Genomic DNA, 17,143 nt, shown 5'->3' on the forward strand with positions numbered 1-17,143 from the left:
CCAGCACGCAAGAATAAGGTAGCCTTCCTGTCGGAACGCGAAACACGCAATCGTGAGAAAACCCTTTCAGAACGCGCTTCTCATCAGAGTTATATAGCTTTATTTATGCGCTTCTGTGTAGCGTGTCGCGCACGGTGGGCGCTGAGATCGCAAGCTGCGAAGCGCCGGCGCAGCAATCGCGCAGCGGTCCGGGAATGTGGACCGTAATGGCCGCGGCGCGGGGCACAGTGTTGGCGGACGCGGAGCGGGGTGGCATACGAAGCTGAGTCGCGGCGATCGGGTGGTGAATTACGTGCGTCGGCGGCTCGCGAGGGCTGCTTCAATGGTGTGGCACAATCGGTGGGGGAGAAGGATTAGCGGCGCGCTCATCGGCGGCGAACTTTAGGCCGACCCGAGTGCGCGTCAAACAATTTTGACACCGCCATCGAAAATCGAACTTTCGCAGAAGGAAACAATGGAACCGCGATGCACAAATCACCGCGCCTTCGTTCCCTTTGTTATCTTCTGTGATCTGAAGCCAGAGTTCGCATTGAGCTCAGCGAATTCGACCGAGCGAAAGGCTCGCAAGTCACTCGCGATTCAGCCACTCTTGCTCCGATGACTGCGGACGAGATCCAGCGTGCCCTTGCTGATATTACGGCCGAGCACGATCCCACCCTCAAACATCTGAAGCTCGCCAGTCTTGTCTCCACGGTTTTCCGCGCGCGCGGCGTCGAACTCGTCGTGGTGGGCGGCTCGGCCATTGAGTTCTACACTGAAGGCGCTTATGTCTCCGGAGATCTTGATATGTGCCTCGTTTCGCCGTCGCGACTCGACGTGCGCACACGGCAGGAATTGATGGGCCAGCTCGGCGCTCGCGGCGGTCCGCGCAACTGGCAAGTTGCGGGACATTACGTCGATATTCTTGGCGAGGTCGAGACGCTCGCCCGGACGCCATTCGACGAACTGCAAGCCCCTTACGGCCCGGTGCGTCTGGTCAGTCCGGAAGATTTGCTCGTGGAGCGAGTCTTGATTTCCGTGTACCCGCAGCCGGACGAGGCCGCGGCCGCTTGCGCCCGGAAGCTCATTGCGGTCGCGCTTTCCGGCCAGGTCGAGATGGATTGGCCGGAGGCCGCCAGACTTGCTGCCCGGCCTGAGTATCGTATCCTTCCCGTATTGCAGAACATCGTTGGCGAAGTCGCGCATGAACTCGGAAAACCCAGTCCCTATCATCCCGAAAGGCCGCCCGATTAGCTGGGAAGACTGGCTCAAGGGCCGGCGCGCCCGCCGCGAAACCGGCAATCGCGTCGCGCCGGAGATCATCCGACGCCCATCCAGTTCCAGCGACAAACGCCTGCGCAAACTGTTCAACGGCGAGCGCGGTTTGCCGTTCAAGAAGACGGAAGAATTGTGAGTTCCCTTAACCCCTCAGTTAACGACGGTGGAGCGACGCTCCTGCGGAGCTTTTCTTCGATGGCATTGGTTCGGCAGGAGTCCTCGCCCCACCTTCACTTGGGGGGTTACGAGTTCCCCAAAAATCCTTTGACCCTCACGTTGCGTTAGCCCTGACAGTGTGGCCAGCCGCCGGTATCATGACGGTGCCGGCGGAGAAACGACGATGGCTTACACAGTCAAACAACTGGCCGGGATGTCGCGCGTCAGCGTGCGCACGCTTCATTTCTACGATGAGGTGGGCCTGTTGAAGCCCGCGTATGTCGGCGCCAACGGGTATCGCTTCTACGAAGAGGCGCAGCTCCTGACGCTCCAGCAAATCCTGTTTTACCGGAAGCTGGGTTTCGAGCTGAAGCAGATCAAACGGATTCTGGGCCGGCCCGATTTCGACAAAATCGCGGCGCTGGAATCGCACTGCCAAGTTCTGCGAAAGACCCTCGCGGACACCCGGAGACTGATTGGGACCATCGACAAAACCATCGAACACTTGAAAGGAACCAAAAAGATGAAAGGCAAGGACCTGTTCGTGGGCTTCGATCCGGAACAGCAAGCGAAGCACGAGCAATCTCTGATCGACCGCTACGGCGATTGCATGAAGGAAAGCATCGCGCAATCCAAAGCGCGTGTGAAAGACTGGAAGAAGGATCAATGGGCGAAGGCTGGCGCGGGCTTCGACGCGATCTGCAAAGATCTGGTCGAAAAGATGGGGCAGGGCCGGCCAGTGGAATCACGCGAGGTGCAGGCCATTGTTCGCCGTCACTTCGAGTGGTTGAAGCAATTCTGGACGCCGGACCGCGAATCTTACGCCGGCCACGGCCAGTTCATCGTGGAGACGGATTTGCGCAAGGCTTACGAAGCGTACGATCCGCGGCTGCCCGAATTCATGGCCGCGGGGATCAAGATCTTCGCGGAAAAGGAACTCGCTTGACGGTGTCCTCGATGGCGTGTGCGAACCTTACCTTCCCATGAACCGGCTCTCCGGACCGCGGCCTTCAGGCCGCTTCAACGCTCGACTCCGAGAGTGCACGGAAGCAGCCTGAAGGCTGCGGTCCGCGCAGTTTTCGGTTCATGGGCCAAGGGCATGGCTTCTTGGCCAAGTAAACTTCCCATGAACCGGACGGTAGGGCGAGCCTGTCCCCAGCGAGCCGAGGTCGGACGTGTTCCAAGCGCGTGGAGCGGCTCGCCGGGACGGACTCGCCCTACCGGCGATGCGGTTCCTGGGCCGAGTGCACGGTTTTGAAACCAAGGGAGCTTCCCATGAACCTGACAGTTGGGTTGCGTTGACTCGGACCAAGCGAAACATTTTTTGACGCCGGACGACCGTCATGTCAGCCTCGGCGCATGAAATCCCATTCCAACCGATTCTTCTCCTCGCGCGGCACATCTCGATGCAACGTTACGTCAATGATTGTCCTCGCCGCCGTTGTCGCGTGGACCCCTCCAGTCTTGCGCGGCGCGGAATCCACATCGGAGCCGGCCTGGCGATCCTTACCGCTGATCACAAACGGCAAAGTGGACCCGAACTGGATCCACGTGGGCTGGGGCGGTTTCTCGGTGGACGAAGGCGCGCTGCGGACAGAGTGCGATCCGAGAGGGCTCGGATTGCTGGTCTTCAAGAAGGAGCGTTTTGGCAATTGCCAGATTCGCGTCGTCTTCAAAACCAAGGACGCAAAATCGAACGCCGGCGTGTACGTGCGGCTTGCGGACGGAATCCTGGACTTGGTCGGGAAGCCAGGCGCCGCGTTTGATCGTGACGCCGCCGGAACGATTTCTCCTGCGTCGATGGAGAGAGTGAAAGCCTCGGCGGAACGCGAAGAAGGGCCGTGGTACGCGGTCCATCACGGTTACGAAGTCCAGATTGCCGATGCGGGCGATGCGTGGCATCGGACCGGCTCCATTTATTCGCTAGCGCCGTCGTCTGCGATTTCGATGAAAGCGCCCGACGAATGGAAGACCATGATCATCACGCTCGCGGGAACCCGAATCCTGGTCGATCTCGATGGCCAGCGCATCACAACCCTGGACACCACAAGCCCTGGTTTGCCTCCACGGAAGCAATGGCACGAGCCGAAGCGCGAGCCCAAGCGCCCGGAGGCAGGCTACATTGGCTTGCAGAACCACGACCCCGGCGACGTCGTGTGGTTCAAGGAGGTCAGCGCGCGGCCGCTGCCAGCGCGCGCGGCGAAATGAGGCAGAGCTTCAAATGTGCGCGATGACTTGGCCGCGAGGGAAGCGCACTTTGGGAAGCGCAGCGTATTTATCGTCTGAGGCTCGGTACCCCGCCGCGGCAATGACGACTGCGCTTAAGCCCTGTTGGTCGAGGCCGAGAATTTCGTCGTATTGATCCGGTTGGAAGCCTTCCATGGGCCCGGCGTCAATGCCCAGCAACGCAGCGCTGTTCAGGAAATTGCCCAGCGCGATGTAAACCTGGCGCGCCGCCCATGCCTTTCGCGCCTGGGCGTCCATTCCCTTGATGATCGAGCCAATCAGCATGTCCCGAAGCCCGGCCAGCGATTCAAGCGGAACGTTCCTGACCTCCGCGATTCGGCCCAGGTAATGATCGATGTCCTGTTCGCTGAGCGTTTTCTTGATCGCGAAAACGACGAGGTGCGAGGCATCGACGACTTGCCGCTGGCCCCAGGACACCGGCAGCAGCCTTTCCCGAATCGCGGGATCAGTGATGACGATGAATTTCCACGGTTGCAGGCCGAAGGACGAAGGAGTCAAGACGAGCGCTTCTTCGAGCGTGGCCCAGTCCCCGGGACTGATTTTGCGCTGTGGATCAAACTGTTTGGTGGCGTAACGCCAGTTGAGTTGGTGAAGCAGGGTTTCGCGTTGGATGGTTGTATTCATGATTCGTGAGTGGATTGAGTTAATTCAGGTCGAACAAGAGAACTTGCGACGGTTTCGCTGCGCTCAGTTCCAGCGAGCGCTCTTGACTGATGGCCGCCGCGTCGCCGCCGTTGAGCGTCTGCCCGTTGATCGACACGTCGCCGTCGGCCAGGTGAATCCAGGCATGGCGCCCCGTCGCAAGGTTGTGAGTCACACGATCGCCCATGTCGAGTTTCGCCAGCCAGAGATCGGCATCCTGGTTGATGGCGATGGAATCGTCCCGTCCCGATTTGCTCGTGACGAGATGGAGCGTCCCAGGAGCGGCGTCCTTGAAGGATTTCTCCGCGGAACCCGGCTTCAGCCCTTTGCGTTCGGGCAGAATCCAGACTTGAAGCAAATGCACCGCTTCATCCTGGGAGGGATTGAATTCACTGTGCTGCACGCCTGTGCCAGCGGCCATGTATTTGAATTCCAGATCGCTCACCTCCGTTGCCTCCGTATTCTCCTGTTGTCGAAGTTTACGGCGTCCGGCGCTGCGTGGGCGTTTTGAGCGGATAGAGACCGGGACAGCAGCCGAATGTCTCGTGGAAGGCCGCGCTGAAATGGCTGAGGCTGTTGTAGCCCAGTTCCAGCGCGACTTCGGTCACGTTGTATTCGCCGCTCCTCAGCAACTCCGCAGCCTTCTCCATGCGAAGCTGGCGCAGGTATTGCGGGATGGTTTTTCCGATTCGGGCGGAAAAAATCCGGCTCAAGTAAAAATGGCTGCACCCGACCTTCCGACCGAGTTCTTCCAACCCCGGCGGGTCAGCAAGATTCTGCTTCAGCAAGAAGACAACCTGTTCGACACGCTCCTGCGCCAGGCGCTGCTGCCGCGTGCAGAACAGCTCTTGTTCGGGCGGTGGCTGCAGCAGAAAAGTCATCGCCAGCTCCAGCGCTTTGCACTGATACCAAAGCGGCTGGGCCTGGGCATAAACGGGCGGATGCCGCAAGGTGGCGATGATTTGCTGCTGGCTCGCGGTAAGCCGCACCGTCGATCCGGACACGAGATGGCAAGGGCAATTCTTCACTGCGGCGCAGACGATGGGGTGCAACATCGGCTCCATGCAGGCGAGGTGTTTCGCCAGAAAAGGGCGAGAGAATTCGACGGTTAGAAACCGGTGTTGCTGGTTCGCAAACCGCTTGGCCATTAGCGGCTCATCCTTGCGATGATAAAAACCGGCCGTGTCAGGCTCGAATTCCATGCGCTGGCCGCCACCCTCCACAAAACCTCGCCCGTCCAAATTCAGGCACAGCTCCACGCAATCGGGATGAAAACTTGCGGCCCAGTCTAGTTCGTGTTTGGCGTAAAAATCGTGCCACTCAATGCTGAAGCCGGCTCCGCGAAATCTGCCAAACAAAGGCTGCCAGCCGCCGCCCACGTCCCGCCACGCGCGAGCCTCCGAAAAATCAGCCTCGGCCCGCCGTTTGTTCGGCGCGACCTCGCGTTCTGTTCTCGGAGACGAGTTCATGCCCCACGGTCATACGTGAATTGAGATTGAATCTCAACGAGAATGTTCGAGGCGTCCGGCAGGTTGGGTTCTGGACGGCAAGCTTGCGTCTGCCGGGAAAAGCAGATCGCCAGGCGATTTTCGCGGTTTTCCCCAAGCTCAAAGAGGAATTTGGTTTTGATAAGGAGCAGCTCGGCTGGATCGGGCCGGCTTTCATGTGGGTCTATGCCGGAGGCGCGTTGTTGGCCGGGCTTATTGTGGATCGGTTCCGGCGCAAGGACCTCATTCTGGGCGGTTGTTTGTTCTGGAGCTTTGTGACGGTGACGACCGGCTGGTGCTCCAAACTCTGGCATTTCATGGGCTGGCCTCCAAATACGGGAAGAAATCGACCGAAGTCGAGAACATGAGCGACGCGATTGCGTTTGGAAGCATCATCTATCTTGTGGCCGCGTGCCTCATTGGCGTAGCGATACTGCTTTTCCAAAGGCGAAGGAGCAATGACGGATGAGCTGGCGGCGAAGCTGGAACTTTGAATTGTTGATCTTCTCCCAGTTCAAAATTCTGCGTCAGCGTTTGACGTTCGATGCCGTTCGTTCTGAGCGTGGCGCGGCGGCGCGACTCCCGATCAGAATTGCCAGCGACCCCAGCCACGCGCCCAGGGCAATGCTCGCGAAAACGAGCATCCATGCGGCGAAGGAAACTGGCTCTGGCTTCCCAAAGGCCACCCACACTGCCTGGGCGACCAACAACAGGTCCGCAGCCGCGAGCGATCCAATGACGACCGGGCCTCGGATCAGTCTCGAACCGTCCGCTGCTTCCGGAGCGGTCGCCGGAACGCGAATCTCCAGCGTCTTGCTCCCCTGCAGCAAGGAGTTCAACCCCGGACCAATCTGCGCTCCTGACTCGCTCGTTGTTGCTGGGGAAGCGGCGACGGCAACCGGCGGGCCTGGAGTTCCCGGCTCGACCATGAGTTGGTCGAGCTTGCGGCCCAGAGCAGATCTGGAGAGTTGAGGCGGACGTGGACTTGTTTCGCGCCGGCTGGTTCGAGCGGTCCCGTGCGGGCCTGGCCCCGAGGCGATGTGTTCCCCGCAATCCATTCGGCGGCAGCGTAACGGCGGAGAACGCGGACGCAAATAGAAATCGAAGAAATCGCTTTCTTCTGTGAATTTCCGTCCCTCTCCTTCACAGTCTGGCTACTTTCCGAAGAAGCTATGAGCGAACGAACGACCCCGAAGAGAATTCTCACCCATGGCCAGTTGTTGCAGATGAAACGCTGGAACACGCCCACCGTCTATAACGGCTGGGAACAAATCACCCGGCGCGACAGTTCGCGTGATTGCTTCAACCTCGAAGAGACGCGCGATTTCATGCCGCAGATGGGGCCAATGGTCGGTTACGCGATCACGCTGGTCATCGAGCCGAGCAACCCCCGCCATCGCGAATCCAACCCGAACGCGTTCGTCGAATATTTCCGCTACGCCGCCTCCGTGCCTCCGCCTCAAATTGTGGTCGTGCAGGATTTGGAGAAGCCCAACACCTTTGGCGCAGGCTGGGGCGAAGTCATGGCCAATTTGCACAAGGCGCTCGGCTGCGTCGGCACGATTACCGACGGCGCCATCCGGGACGTCGAATGGATGACGAACGCAGGCTTCAAAGCGCTGGCGCGCCGGCTGTGCGTCGGCCACGCCAAGGTCTGTCCGGCGCGCTGGAATTGTACGGTCGAAGTTTTCGGCCGGCGAATTGAACCGGGGAATCTCATTCACGCTGATCAGCACGGGTTTCTCGTCATCCCGGACGAGGACCAGGCCCGCTTGCTCGACGCGCTTCGCTTCATGGACAACAACGAGTGTGACACGCTGATTTCGGCCGGGCGGGCGGCCGCGGGGCAATCCACAGACGAACTGGTGAAGAATGTCGATGGAGCATTGAAAAGATTTCGCGCTGCCACTCGGAAGAAATTCTCTGGCCGCGTCGGGTACTGAACTCAACTGCGCCGACTTCAGATCTTCTGGTCAAATCGCGCTGGATGCGACGCCTCTGTTGTGCAATCGGGGCTCAAGCACAGCGCGTTTTCCGACGGGATTAGAGCGCGTTTTGAAAATACCCATTTTGCCGTAGCAGCCGAGGTAACGAGGCTATCGGTTCGTTCCGGAAATCGGGGTTTCAATTCAGGGCGTGGACGCCGGTCACGCGTGGGAGTATGCGTTGCGGCTGGCTATTCATTTGAAAGTCCCGGTGAAAGCCGAAATCGAATGGCGACATAACGACAAGGCCGCGCATCCTGGCGAACGTGGATTCATGTTCTGGACGCCTTGAGCCACAACCGCGTTGCGGTTGGGAATGTCTGCTGGACGTTGACCCAAGGTAGCTCGTGCCTCGCAACCTTGGGCTGGAGGACACAATCCCTTTGGGATTGTCCGATACCGCGCAGGCTCTGATTGTTCGTGGCCGCAGCGCCAGTCTCACGCCAGTTCCACCTTGAGCTTGCGTCCAAGCGCGAGGGCGGCTCGTTCCAAAAGCTGAAGTGTCACCGCAGATTCGTTTTGGGCAAACAAGCGGTCGAGCGTCGCGCGGCTTGTTTTCATGCGGCTGGCGAGCCTGGCGCGAGAAATCTTGCGGCGCTTCATCTCGCGCTCAATTTGCCAGGCGACGACGCGCTTGAGCGCGCCCGCTTCGCACTCGGCAAGCAGATTCTCCTGCTTAAGGTAAGCATCGAACTCAGAACCGACGTGCTCTTGTTTGATGGCGCTACTGTAGCAGGCGCAGGCGGGCTTTCGCCAGTTCCAAATCCTCCTGCGGCGTCTTCTGCGATTTCTTGATGAGCGGGGGCGTTGGAAACCTTCGCCGGGGAGTTTCTTCGTTGCGTCAAAGCTGAGTTTTGCTGGTGGCGTGGTCGAGCTTTTCGGCCACGTTCATTCCATCAGGGGGTTGCGCACCTTGAGTTGCAAGAACCCGGAAAAGTCGCGGTCTGCGGACCACAGTTCACGCACGCCGTGGTGCAAACAGAGCGCGGCGACGCGCGCATCATGAATGCGCGGGCCTTTCAGCCGCGCGGCTGAGGCGATTTCACGTAGCTTGTCGAAATAGCCTGGGCTTTCCGCCAGCAGATGCAGGTGCGGCGACGCGAGCAGCGAGTCCACGAAACTCAAGGCTTGCAGCAACGTGGACGCCGGCTTGTAGATGCCCGGATGCGTCACGATGCCGATGAATTCGTGTATGCACGGCCATGGGATGGCCCAGGGTGCAGCCTGATGCCGCAGTGAATCAACCGCTTCAGCGGCCGCCGCATGGAACGGGCTGCCCTGCTTATGCGCGTAGATCAGCAGGTTGGAGTCAACCGCGATCATGCGCCGCGTCCCTTGTAGATTTCGTCGCGAATCTTCTCCCATGGGGCGTTTTTGAATTCATCAGTCAATGCGCCCGGGACAGTGACGAGTGGAGGAAGTTTCTTGGGTTTGATTTGACTTTCGTTCAAAACGAGCCGCAGCCCTTGCTCCGTCAACGAACGAAACGTCGTTTTCTGTCTTCGGGCCAGCCGCTGGGCGCGTTCGAACAGGTCATCGGCAATTTCAATGGTGGTCTTCATGATATGGCTACCCATATTCTCATGACGAGCGGGCCATTTCAAGGGGCGTTCCTGAACCGCGCCTCCGGCATTGACTTTCGCCTTAACGCTTTCATCCATCTTGATGAGCGGGGCGCTTGAAACCTTCGCGGGGAGTTCTTTGTCGGGGCAATGCCGAATTTGCTCGCCTTCATCTCACGCGAGAGAGAGGGCGTTTTCGCTTACGAACAGATTGCGAGCGCGGAACGCGGGCGGACTTTCCAACAGGAGAACCGCCCGCAGCGCGGCCAGGGGCGTGGCGAACCAGGGCTTGTGCAAGGCTCGTTCGGCGCTGGCGGCCCAGGCTGGGGAAAGGAAGTTGAAGCGGCGCGCGAGTTCTTCCGCCGTGGCCGCAAGATAGGCGTCTTGCACGCGACCGGTCTCGCCGAATTGCGGCGCGAGGAACACGGGCGCATCGGTGAGCGCGGCGGCACCTGGCGCAGCGTAGAATTCGTCGAGGAAGTTCGCCAGGCAACGGTCGAACGAATCGCCCGCCGCGGCGAGGGCGGCCACTTCGGCAAGGGTCTTCGGTCTCATATCTTGCCCTCCTCGAACAGTCCTTGGACGAGGTATTGCGTCTTCACCGGGATGCGGTTGGCTGGGTAATACTGGCCGACAAGATCACGCTCGTAGCGCAGAGTGGCACTCTGCCGTATCGCAGAATTGTATTCTGCGGGGCGTCTCCCAGTCCGAGCCCGCTGGGACTTTGCCGGCGCCCTGCCGATTGGAAATCGGCGATACCGCAGATTGAAAATCTGCGCTACGGTTCTCCGGTCGATCTGTCGTCAATCCCACGGTCTGCACAGTAATCCTCTTTGCGCACGTTCCAGTAGGCATTCCGCTCGGCAATGTCGGTCTGAACCAGGCCCGGACACGCCACACTGATTTTTACCCCCAGACCGGCAGCTTCTGCACGCACCGCGGTCGAGAACCCGACGATGGCCCACTTCGTCGTGCTGTAAGCCGAGAGGATCGGCGTCGGCATCAAGCCGGTGACCTGGGCCACATTCAGTATGTGTCCAAAGCCCTGGCGCAACATCACGCTATGGGCCGCCATCGTGCCATGAACGACGCCAAACAGATTGACGTCCACGACCCGGCGGAAATCCGCGATGTTTCCATCGCGCAGTTCGCCGACAGCCGCGATGGCTGCGTTATTGAACATGAAATCGAGACGGCCATGCCGCGCCGCGGTGTCATCGACAAGGGCCTCGACTTCCGCCGCGTCGGAAACATCTGCCCGCACCGCTTCGGCCCGAGCGCCTCGCTCTCGGAGGAGTGCAGCTACTTCCTCCGCGCCACCGTCGTTGATATCAGCCACCACGACACGCGATCCGGATTCAGCGAGGCGTTCGCATAACGCGCGTCCGATGCCCGCGGCTCCTCCAGTCACGATGGCCGTGCGATTCTCAAAAGGCCGCATGGGAAAAGGTGTTCACGGATTCACGCCGAACAGTTTCTCCACCTTGGCCTTCACCGTGTCATCCATCTTGATGAGCGGCGGCCATGCTCTCTTGAATCCCTCCCCCGGCAGTTTCTTCGTTGCGTCTATCCCCAACTTCGAGCCGACCGCGATTTCAGACGTAGCATGATCCAGCACGTCCGCAGGGCCTTTGGTGAAGATGCTGTCGCGTTGCGGGTCGGTGTTGGCGCAGAGACGGAAGAGCACCTCGCTGGTGTTGTGCACGTCCACGTCGTCATCGACCACGACGATGTATTTGGTGAACATCATCTGGCCCATGCCCCAGAGGCCGTGCATGATTTTGTAGGCTTGCATCGGGTAGGTCTTCTTGATGCTCACGAAGACGAGGTTGTGGAAAACGCCTTCCGCCGGCAAAGCGATGTCCACGATCTCCGGGAAATTCATTTTGAAGATGGGCAGGAAAAGTTTCACGGACGCGCTGCCGATGTAGAAATCTTCCATTGGCGGCATGCCCACGATGGTCGCCGGGTACACGGCGTCCTTGCGGTGCGTGATGGCGGTGACGTGGAAGACGGGATACGGCTCGGGCAAGGTGTAATAACCGGTGTGGTCGCCGAACGGGCCTTCCTCGCGCAACGGCTCGCGCGGGTCAACGTAGCCTTCGATCACGAAGTCGGCGTTGGCGGGGACTTCAAGGTCGTTGGTCTCACACTTGATCAGCTCCACGGATTTTTTGCGGAGGTAACCGGCAAGGAGGAATTCGTCCAGGCCATCCGGCAACGGCGCGGTGGCGGCGAAGGCGAACACAGGATCGCCGCCAAGAAATACCGCCACGGGCATGCGCGTGCCGGTTTCGTAATAGCGACGGCCGTGTCGCGCGCCGACTTTCTGAAGCTGCCAGTGCATGCCGGTAGTGCGCTCGTCATAAATCTGCATCCGATACATGCCGACATTGCGCTCGCCGGTGTCGGGGTCGCGCGTCACGACACAAGGCAACGTGATGAAGCGGCCGCCATCCAACGGCCAGCATTTTTGAATCGGGAGATTCAACAGGGTTTGGAGTTTCGGGTTTCGGGTTTCGAGTTGAACGCGCTCACTTCGACCCTCCCCACGAACCAGCCCCCTCACCCCATCCCTCTCCCCCACCGAGGGGGAGAAGGTGTCCGGAGGACGGGAGAAGGGGACTTTTGGCGCAGGCGGCCACGGCTCTTCGCGAGTAGGTGGCGGGTCGAATCTGTGAATCACTTCTCGGCACGGGCCATCCTTGACCACTTTGGGCCTGGCGTGGCGCAGATCCATCGCCGTGCTCAACAACTTCAACGCTTCCCGGAATGAAGTTGGCGGCCTGGCCTTCATGAGCGAGCCGAGTTCGGCGGCGACTTCATCCACGGAATTTGCACCCAGGCTCAACGCCATCCGCTTCCAGGAGCCCATCGTATTGATCGCCAGAGGAAAGGGCGACACCTGGCCATTCACCGTGGGCTTCTCAATCAACAGGGCTTTGCCGCCGCCGGGCGACTTCATCCGGCGATCGGCGAGTTCCGTGATTTCGAGTTCGGTCGCGACGGGCGGAGCGATGCGGATGAGTTCGCCGGCGCGGTCGAGTTGATCGATGAACTGCTTGAAGGAGTCGAAGGCCATGGGGCCTGAGACTAGCGGGACGGCAAGAGAGTAGCAATGGGGGGAAAACTCGTTAAACCTTAAAAAGGTTAAAAGAGTTGAATCGGTTGAAACCTCAAAACCGCAGATGAACGCGGATAAACGCAGATAAGCCCAAGCTTACTGATCAGACCGTGGGATAGAATACACTTTGCCAGGAGGGATTCTGGCCAGCGGCGAGGAGCGCGCGAGGCGGTGTATCGAGTGATGTTCATGATTGAGTCCTTTCTCCGCCGTTAAACTGTTTGCCAAAAAAAACCAGAGGGCATGGAAGCGCTGCCGCGGCAAACCGGCAGGTTTGCCCTCCCGTTTCAGAACCCGCACGCCGGATTGAGAGAAGGCTGCAGAATTCCCAAAGCAACGGGGCCCGCGACGATCATCCGTGCCCATCCGTAAATCCGCGGTCAGCGCCGCAAGCTTAAATCCCCTCGACGCGGCCGGTCGAATCGCCGTGCTTCTCGACTCCCTGGACGCCGAGCCGGTCGATCATGCTCAGGTAAAGATTCGTGATCGGCACGCTGCCCATCTTGGTGAAGCGGCCGGGCGCGATCGTGCCGCCGCCGGCGCCGGCCAGGATGATGGGCAGGTTGACGTGCGTGTGGCGGTTGCCGTCGGCGTTGCCGCTGCCATAGACGATCATCGAGTTGTGGAGCAGCGAACGGCCATCGACGTCTCTTGTCTGTTCCAGTTTCTCCAGGAACCGGGCGAATTGCTTTACGTACCAGAGATCGATTTCTTTGACCTTGTCGATCATTTCCTGCCGGCGCTGATGATGGGTGAGGTAATGATGGCCTTCGGCAAGGCCCAGTTCGTCCTTGAACGTGCGATTGCTGCCTTCATAAGCGAGCAGGAACGTGGCGATGCGCGTGGAATCGGTCTGGAACGCCAGAATCATCATGTCGTACATGATCTGGATGTAATCCTCGAATGAACCGGGAATTCCCGCGGGCGTATCAATCGCCGGGTCCGGAACGGCTCCGAACCGTTCCGACTTCTGGATGCGTTGCTCGATCTCGCGCACGCTCGTGAGATAGTCGTCGAGCTTTTGTTTGTCGCGGGCCGCGAGCTGCCGCTGAAGCGCCCGGGCGTCGTCGAGAACGAAATCCAGGATGGAGCGTTGCTGCTGCTGGCGGCGCTTGAGGCTTTCGGCGCGCTCGCCGTGGGAACCGGCGCCGAAGAGCCGCTCGAAAAGCAGGCGAGGATTCGGTTCGGGCGCGAGGGGCTGAGTGGCGGAGCGCCACGCCAGGTTGTATTGGTAAGCGCAGGAATAACCGGAGTCGCAACTCCCGGACTTGCGCACGTAATCGCAGCTCAGTTCCAGCGACGGAAAGCGCGTCAGGTGACCAATCTGATTGGCTGCGACCTGGTCAATGGAAATGTTCGCGTGAATGTCCGCGCCGGCCGTCTTCTTGACGCGGACGCCGGTGAGAAAACTGCCGCTGGCGCGCGCGTGGTCGCCAGGACCATCCGGGCCGGGTGTGGCGCCTTTGCAGTCGAGGCCTGAGAGAATCTGCAAGTGGTCTTTGACACTCGCGAGCGGCTGCATGGTTTTGTTGATCTCGAATTCCTTGCCTTCCCCGGTGGGCCACCACGCATCCTGGATCGCGCCGTTCGGAAAGTACACGAAGGCCATCCGGACGGGCGCGTCCGTTGACGAAGCGCCGAGGTGCGCGGCTGCTTTCAAGTCCTGCGCGCGAACGGCGAACGGGCGAAACGACTCGAAGGCCGGCAGCGCTAGGCAAGTGCCGAGGCCGCGCAGGAACTGGCGGCGGCTCAAGCTGGCGTAACGTTGGGCAGCGAGGTCGGAGTTAAGGTTAGGAAGCTTTTTCATAGTACTGACGGAGTCTGTTAATTACGGCTTAAAATCGCCGGATGGCTCCAGCCGGGTGGAGATGGATTGATCACGGATCACTGAATACTGATTACTTTGTCTGCGGTCAGCCGCACCACGCTCACCGTGCTTCTCAATTTCATGCGCTGCAGCCGCGGCCACCACCGTCCGGCGTTTCTGGAACGGCGCGGACTCGATGACTCCGGCGAGGAGCGCCGAGAAGCGCCCGTCGGCCCGTTCGAGCCGCTCGATGATTTGGTCGACAGCTTCCACATCGTAGTATTCCAGGCCGCGGCCCAGGGCGTAAGTCAGAAGTTTTTCCGTCAAACAGCGGTAAAAATCCGTTCGATGGTCGTTGGCCAGGATGCGCTTCAATTCGCGGATGCCGGTGAAGGTTTCGCCGGTGATCAACTTGCCGGCGGGATCGATCGGTTGTCCGCGTTCCTTCTCACGCCAGAGACCGAGCGCATTGAAGCTCTCCAAGGCAAGGCCGAGCGGGTCCATCCGGGAATGACAGGCGCTGCAGAGCGGTTTGCTGCGGTGCAATTCGAGGACCTCGCGCAACGTCGGCTCGCGGTCTTTGAATTCTTTCTCGGCCTCTTCCAGGAGCGGCACATCACCCGGCGGAGGCGGCGCCGGCGTGCCGAGAATGTTGTCCAGCACGAACAAGCCCCGCTTCACGGGCGACGTTCGCGTGGGATTCGAGGTCACGGTCAGAACGGTCCCCTGCGTCAAGACGCCGCCGCGCGGATGGTCTTTGGGCAGCGCGACGCGCCGCATCTCGGAGCCGGTCACGTTCAAATTGGTGAGGCCGTAATGGCGGGCGAGCTTTTCGTTCAGGAAGGTGTAATCGCTGTCGATCAGGTCCGTCACGCTGCGGTCTTCGCGCACAACGCTGGCGAAAAACATCTCGGTCTCGCGCCGCATCGCTTGCCGCGTCTCGCGATCCAGCTCGAACTTGGGCGCGCGAAAACCGAAGCCGAATCGCCGACCGCCACCCGCGACCTGATTGGTCTCGGTCGGGCCGGCGCTGTCGTCCTTCGCCAGGACGGCGCGGGCGTTGATGTCGATGGTGTCCATGTCGCGCGCCTGGAGCCACTGGCCGGTGAAATTCTGCATGAAAGCTTCCGAGCGCGGATCGTTGAGCATCTGCTTGACCTGCGTGGTGAGGTTCTTCCGCAGGGCGCTGCGCTCGGCCAATTGGAAGAGTTGGTCGTCCGGCATGGTGGACCAAAGGAAGTAGGAGAGCCGGGAGGCCAGGGAGTATTCGTCGATAAAGGCGGCCTTCGCTGTCGCCTGGGCCGCGTGGGATTCTTGCGCGCCCTTTCCCCTCACCCCGGCCCTCTCCCCTGGGGAGAGGGAGCCACCAGGCCTGCGCTCTAAATCATCCGGAGTTTCCGAATCAGCTACCGCAGCGGAAAGAATACCCCCTCTCCCTGAGGGAGAGGGCCGGGGTGAGGGGGAACTGAGTGACGAAGATCGAGAAGCTCTGCCGCTCGGACGTGCTGGCAACGGCTCGCTTTCCTCCACGCGGAAGATAAAGCGCGGCGAAGCGAGCACGGCGATCATGGCCTGGCCGATTCCTTCCTCCACGGTCTTGCCCGGCTGGCTATAGACCTCCTCGGCCAGTGCGACCAGCCGTTCGATCGTGCGATCCTCCGCGGGCCTTCGATACGCGCGCCGTGTGAATCGAGCCAGGACCTCACGGGCGTACTGGCGTCGCCCCGCGAGCGTCACTGGATCGTCCTGGCTGAAGAAAAGTTCGAAGCTTTTCGGGCGGCCCCACAATTCCTTTTCCAACGGCCCCTGGACGGTGACCGCGGCGACCCGCAAATCCACGGACAGGTTTCGCGGAAAGCCCGTCGCAGCTTTCTTCTCCGGCTGAGCCAGCGGATGAAGGTCAATGCCAAGCCGGTATTCACCGGGCTCCCATTTCTCCTGGAAATCGAACCGGAACTTTTTGTTTTCCTCCCAACCGAACTCCTGTTGCAGCAGTTCGCGGTCGTTGACTTTGAAAGTCATTTTGGCGCGGCCCGGATCGAAGTCGAAAGAGCCGCTGGCGATCACTTCCAGGACCAGGCGATAAGTTCCAGGTTTTTCCACGCTCACCGAGCGCGCGAGATTCCATTCCTTGTAAAGATTCATCCGGGCGCTGTTGGTGCCCTCGCCCTTCAGGAAGTCGGCGCCCAAAACTCTGTTCTCCTGGATCACCCGAGAAACTTTCGGCACCGCGCCCGCCACAATCGTCTTGGCTGCATCCATGTATTTTTCGATGAGCAACGGCGAAACGGTCAGCACGTCCCCGATGTTGTCGAAGCCGTACCCGGTGTCGTCCGGCGGGAATTCCTCTTCCACTTTGAAGTCGAAACCCATCAGATCACGGATCGTGTTGCGGTACTCGACGCGGTTGAGCCGGCGGATGGTGACGCGGCCCGGATCGGGATCCTGGGGATCGATGCCGAAAGCCTGGTGTTTGATCCAGGTTTCCAGAACTTGCCGTTGTTCGAAGGAGGGGCGAGGCTTCTTTTCCGGCGGCATGATGCCGGCGCGCACGTTTTTCAAAACTTTCCACCAGAGATCGCGATTGAGCAGCTCGTTGTCGGACTTCAGTTCGTCGAACGCGATTTCCCCTTTCTTCGTGCCGTCGGCGTGGCAGTCGTAGCAATACTCCGTGAGGATGGGTTGAATGTCCTTGCGGAAGCTTACGATGGCGGGGTTCTCAGCGGCAGCCGATGCGTGCGCCAGCAACAGGAGTGCAGTCCAGCCGCCTAAAGCTCCCCTGCATCTGCGGTCGGCGCGGTTTGACGGTCGTCTTTGGCGGCTCATGGCTAGATCGAAACACAAGACGCGCAACCCCTTCAACAGGTTACTTCTGG

General features: G+C 60.1%; 18 protein-coding genes. 6 read left to right on the top strand and 12 right to left on the bottom strand.

The window, feature by feature from the left end:
* Positions 1-597: 597 nt before the first annotated feature.
* The 4 genes from FJ398_07290 to FJ398_07305 all read left to right on the top strand — a co-directional run bounded on the left by FJ398_07290 (position 598) and on the right by FJ398_07305 (position 3,621).
* Positions 598-1,233, top strand: a complete 636-nt coding sequence (locus FJ398_07290) for a hypothetical protein (GenBank protein MBM3837757.1) — start codon at positions 598-600, stop codon at positions 1,231-1,233.
* The gene (locus FJ398_07295) at positions 1,184-1,393 is read left to right on the top strand and encodes a hypothetical protein (protein ID MBM3837758.1); all 210 of its coding nucleotides are present in this window, start codon (positions 1,184-1,186) and stop codon (positions 1,391-1,393) included. The genes FJ398_07290 and FJ398_07295 overlap by 50 nt, the downstream gene beginning before the upstream one ends.
* 204 nt (positions 1,394-1,597) lie before the next feature.
* Positions 1,598-2,359 carry a MerR family transcriptional regulator gene (locus FJ398_07300; GenBank protein MBM3837759.1) on the top strand — a complete coding sequence of 254 codons (762 nt, stop codon included), beginning with the start codon at positions 1,598-1,600 and terminating at the stop codon, positions 2,357-2,359.
* Positions 2,360-2,772: 413 nt separating this feature from the next.
* The gene (locus FJ398_07305; GenBank protein ID MBM3837760.1) at positions 2,773-3,621 is read left to right on the top strand and encodes a DUF1080 domain-containing protein; all 849 of its coding nucleotides are present in this window, start codon (positions 2,773-2,775) and stop codon (positions 3,619-3,621) included.
* 9 nt (positions 3,622-3,630) lie between these two features.
* On the opposite strand, the gene FJ398_07310 is transcribed toward FJ398_07305, so the two are convergent.
* The 3 genes from FJ398_07310 to FJ398_07320 are packed head-to-tail and all read right to left on the bottom strand — an operon-like array spanning position 3,631 to position 5,771.
* Positions 3,631-4,284, bottom strand: coding sequence for an NAD(P)H-dependent oxidoreductase (locus tag FJ398_07310; protein ID MBM3837761.1), 654 nt, complete (start codon positions 4,282-4,284; stop codon positions 3,631-3,633).
* A gap of 19 nt (positions 4,285-4,303) precedes the next feature.
* Positions 4,304-4,723, bottom strand: coding sequence for a hypothetical protein (locus FJ398_07315; GenBank protein MBM3837762.1), 420 nt, complete (start codon positions 4,721-4,723; stop codon positions 4,304-4,306).
* 58 nt (positions 4,724-4,781) lie between these two features.
* Positions 4,782-5,771, bottom strand: coding sequence for a helix-turn-helix transcriptional regulator (locus FJ398_07320; protein MBM3837763.1), 990 nt, complete (start codon positions 5,769-5,771; stop codon positions 4,782-4,784).
* On the opposite strand from FJ398_07320, the gene FJ398_07325 reads away from it, so the two are divergent.
* Positions 5,648-6,157, top strand: coding sequence for an MFS transporter (locus FJ398_07325; protein ID MBM3837764.1), 510 nt, complete (start codon positions 5,648-5,650; stop codon positions 6,155-6,157). The genes FJ398_07320 and FJ398_07325 overlap by 124 nt on opposite strands.
* Positions 6,158-6,316: 159 nt before the next feature.
* On the opposite strand, the gene FJ398_07330 is transcribed toward FJ398_07325, so the two are convergent.
* The gene (locus tag FJ398_07330) at positions 6,317-6,847 is read right to left on the bottom strand and encodes a hypothetical protein (GenBank protein MBM3837765.1); all 531 of its coding nucleotides are present in this window, start codon (positions 6,845-6,847) and stop codon (positions 6,317-6,319) included.
* Positions 6,848-6,961: 114 nt separating this feature from the next.
* Here FJ398_07330 and FJ398_07335 point away from each other — a divergent pair, with 114 nt between their 5' ends.
* The gene (locus FJ398_07335; GenBank protein MBM3837766.1) at positions 6,962-7,732 is read left to right on the top strand and encodes an RraA family protein; all 771 of its coding nucleotides are present in this window, start codon (positions 6,962-6,964) and stop codon (positions 7,730-7,732) included.
* A 480-nt stretch (positions 7,733-8,212) separates the two neighbouring features.
* On the opposite strand, the gene FJ398_07340 is transcribed toward FJ398_07335, so the two are convergent.
* From FJ398_07340 to FJ398_07375, 8 genes are all read right to left on the bottom strand, one after another.
* Complete coding sequence (locus FJ398_07340; protein ID MBM3837767.1) at positions 8,213-8,494, bottom strand: Fis family transcriptional regulator; 282 nt, start codon at positions 8,492-8,494, stop codon at positions 8,213-8,215.
* A gap of 168 nt (positions 8,495-8,662) precedes the next feature.
* Positions 8,663-9,097 (bottom strand): type II toxin-antitoxin system VapC family toxin, encoded by a 435-nt coding sequence (locus FJ398_07345; GenBank protein ID MBM3837768.1) that lies wholly within the window; start codon positions 9,095-9,097, stop codon positions 8,663-8,665.
* Positions 9,094-9,336: a DUF2191 domain-containing protein gene (locus FJ398_07350; GenBank protein ID MBM3837769.1), complete on the bottom strand. Its 243-nt coding sequence runs from the start codon at positions 9,334-9,336 to the stop codon at positions 9,094-9,096. Before FJ398_07350 ends, FJ398_07345 begins: the two co-directional genes overlap by 4 nt.
* 174 nt (positions 9,337-9,510) lie before the next feature.
* Positions 9,511-9,891 carry a hypothetical protein gene (locus FJ398_07355; protein ID MBM3837770.1) on the bottom strand — a complete coding sequence of 127 codons (381 nt, stop codon included), beginning with the start codon at positions 9,889-9,891 and terminating at the stop codon, positions 9,511-9,513.
* 223 nt (positions 9,892-10,114) lie between these two features.
* The gene (locus FJ398_07360; protein ID MBM3837771.1) at positions 10,115-10,777 is read right to left on the bottom strand and encodes an SDR family oxidoreductase; all 663 of its coding nucleotides are present in this window, start codon (positions 10,775-10,777) and stop codon (positions 10,115-10,117) included.
* Positions 10,778-10,789: 12 nt separating this feature from the next.
* On the bottom strand, positions 10,790-12,418 hold the full coding sequence (locus FJ398_07365) for a UbiD family decarboxylase (GenBank protein ID MBM3837772.1): 1,629 nt from the start codon (positions 12,416-12,418) through the stop codon (positions 10,790-10,792).
* Between the two features lie 436 nt (positions 12,419-12,854).
* Entirely contained in the window at positions 12,855-14,267 is a 1,413-nt protein-coding gene (locus FJ398_07370; GenBank protein MBM3837773.1) for a DUF1552 domain-containing protein, read from the bottom strand.
* 21 nt (positions 14,268-14,288) lie between these two features.
* Positions 14,289-17,093 carry a DUF1592 domain-containing protein gene (locus tag FJ398_07375; GenBank protein ID MBM3837774.1) on the bottom strand — a complete coding sequence of 935 codons (2,805 nt, stop codon included), beginning with the start codon at positions 17,091-17,093 and terminating at the stop codon, positions 14,289-14,291.
* Between the last annotated feature and the right edge of the window lie 50 nt (positions 17,094-17,143).

Source organism: Verrucomicrobiota bacterium, assembly GCA_016871535.1.
Lineage (GTDB): Bacteria > Verrucomicrobiota > Verrucomicrobiia > Limisphaerales > SIBE01 > VHCZ01.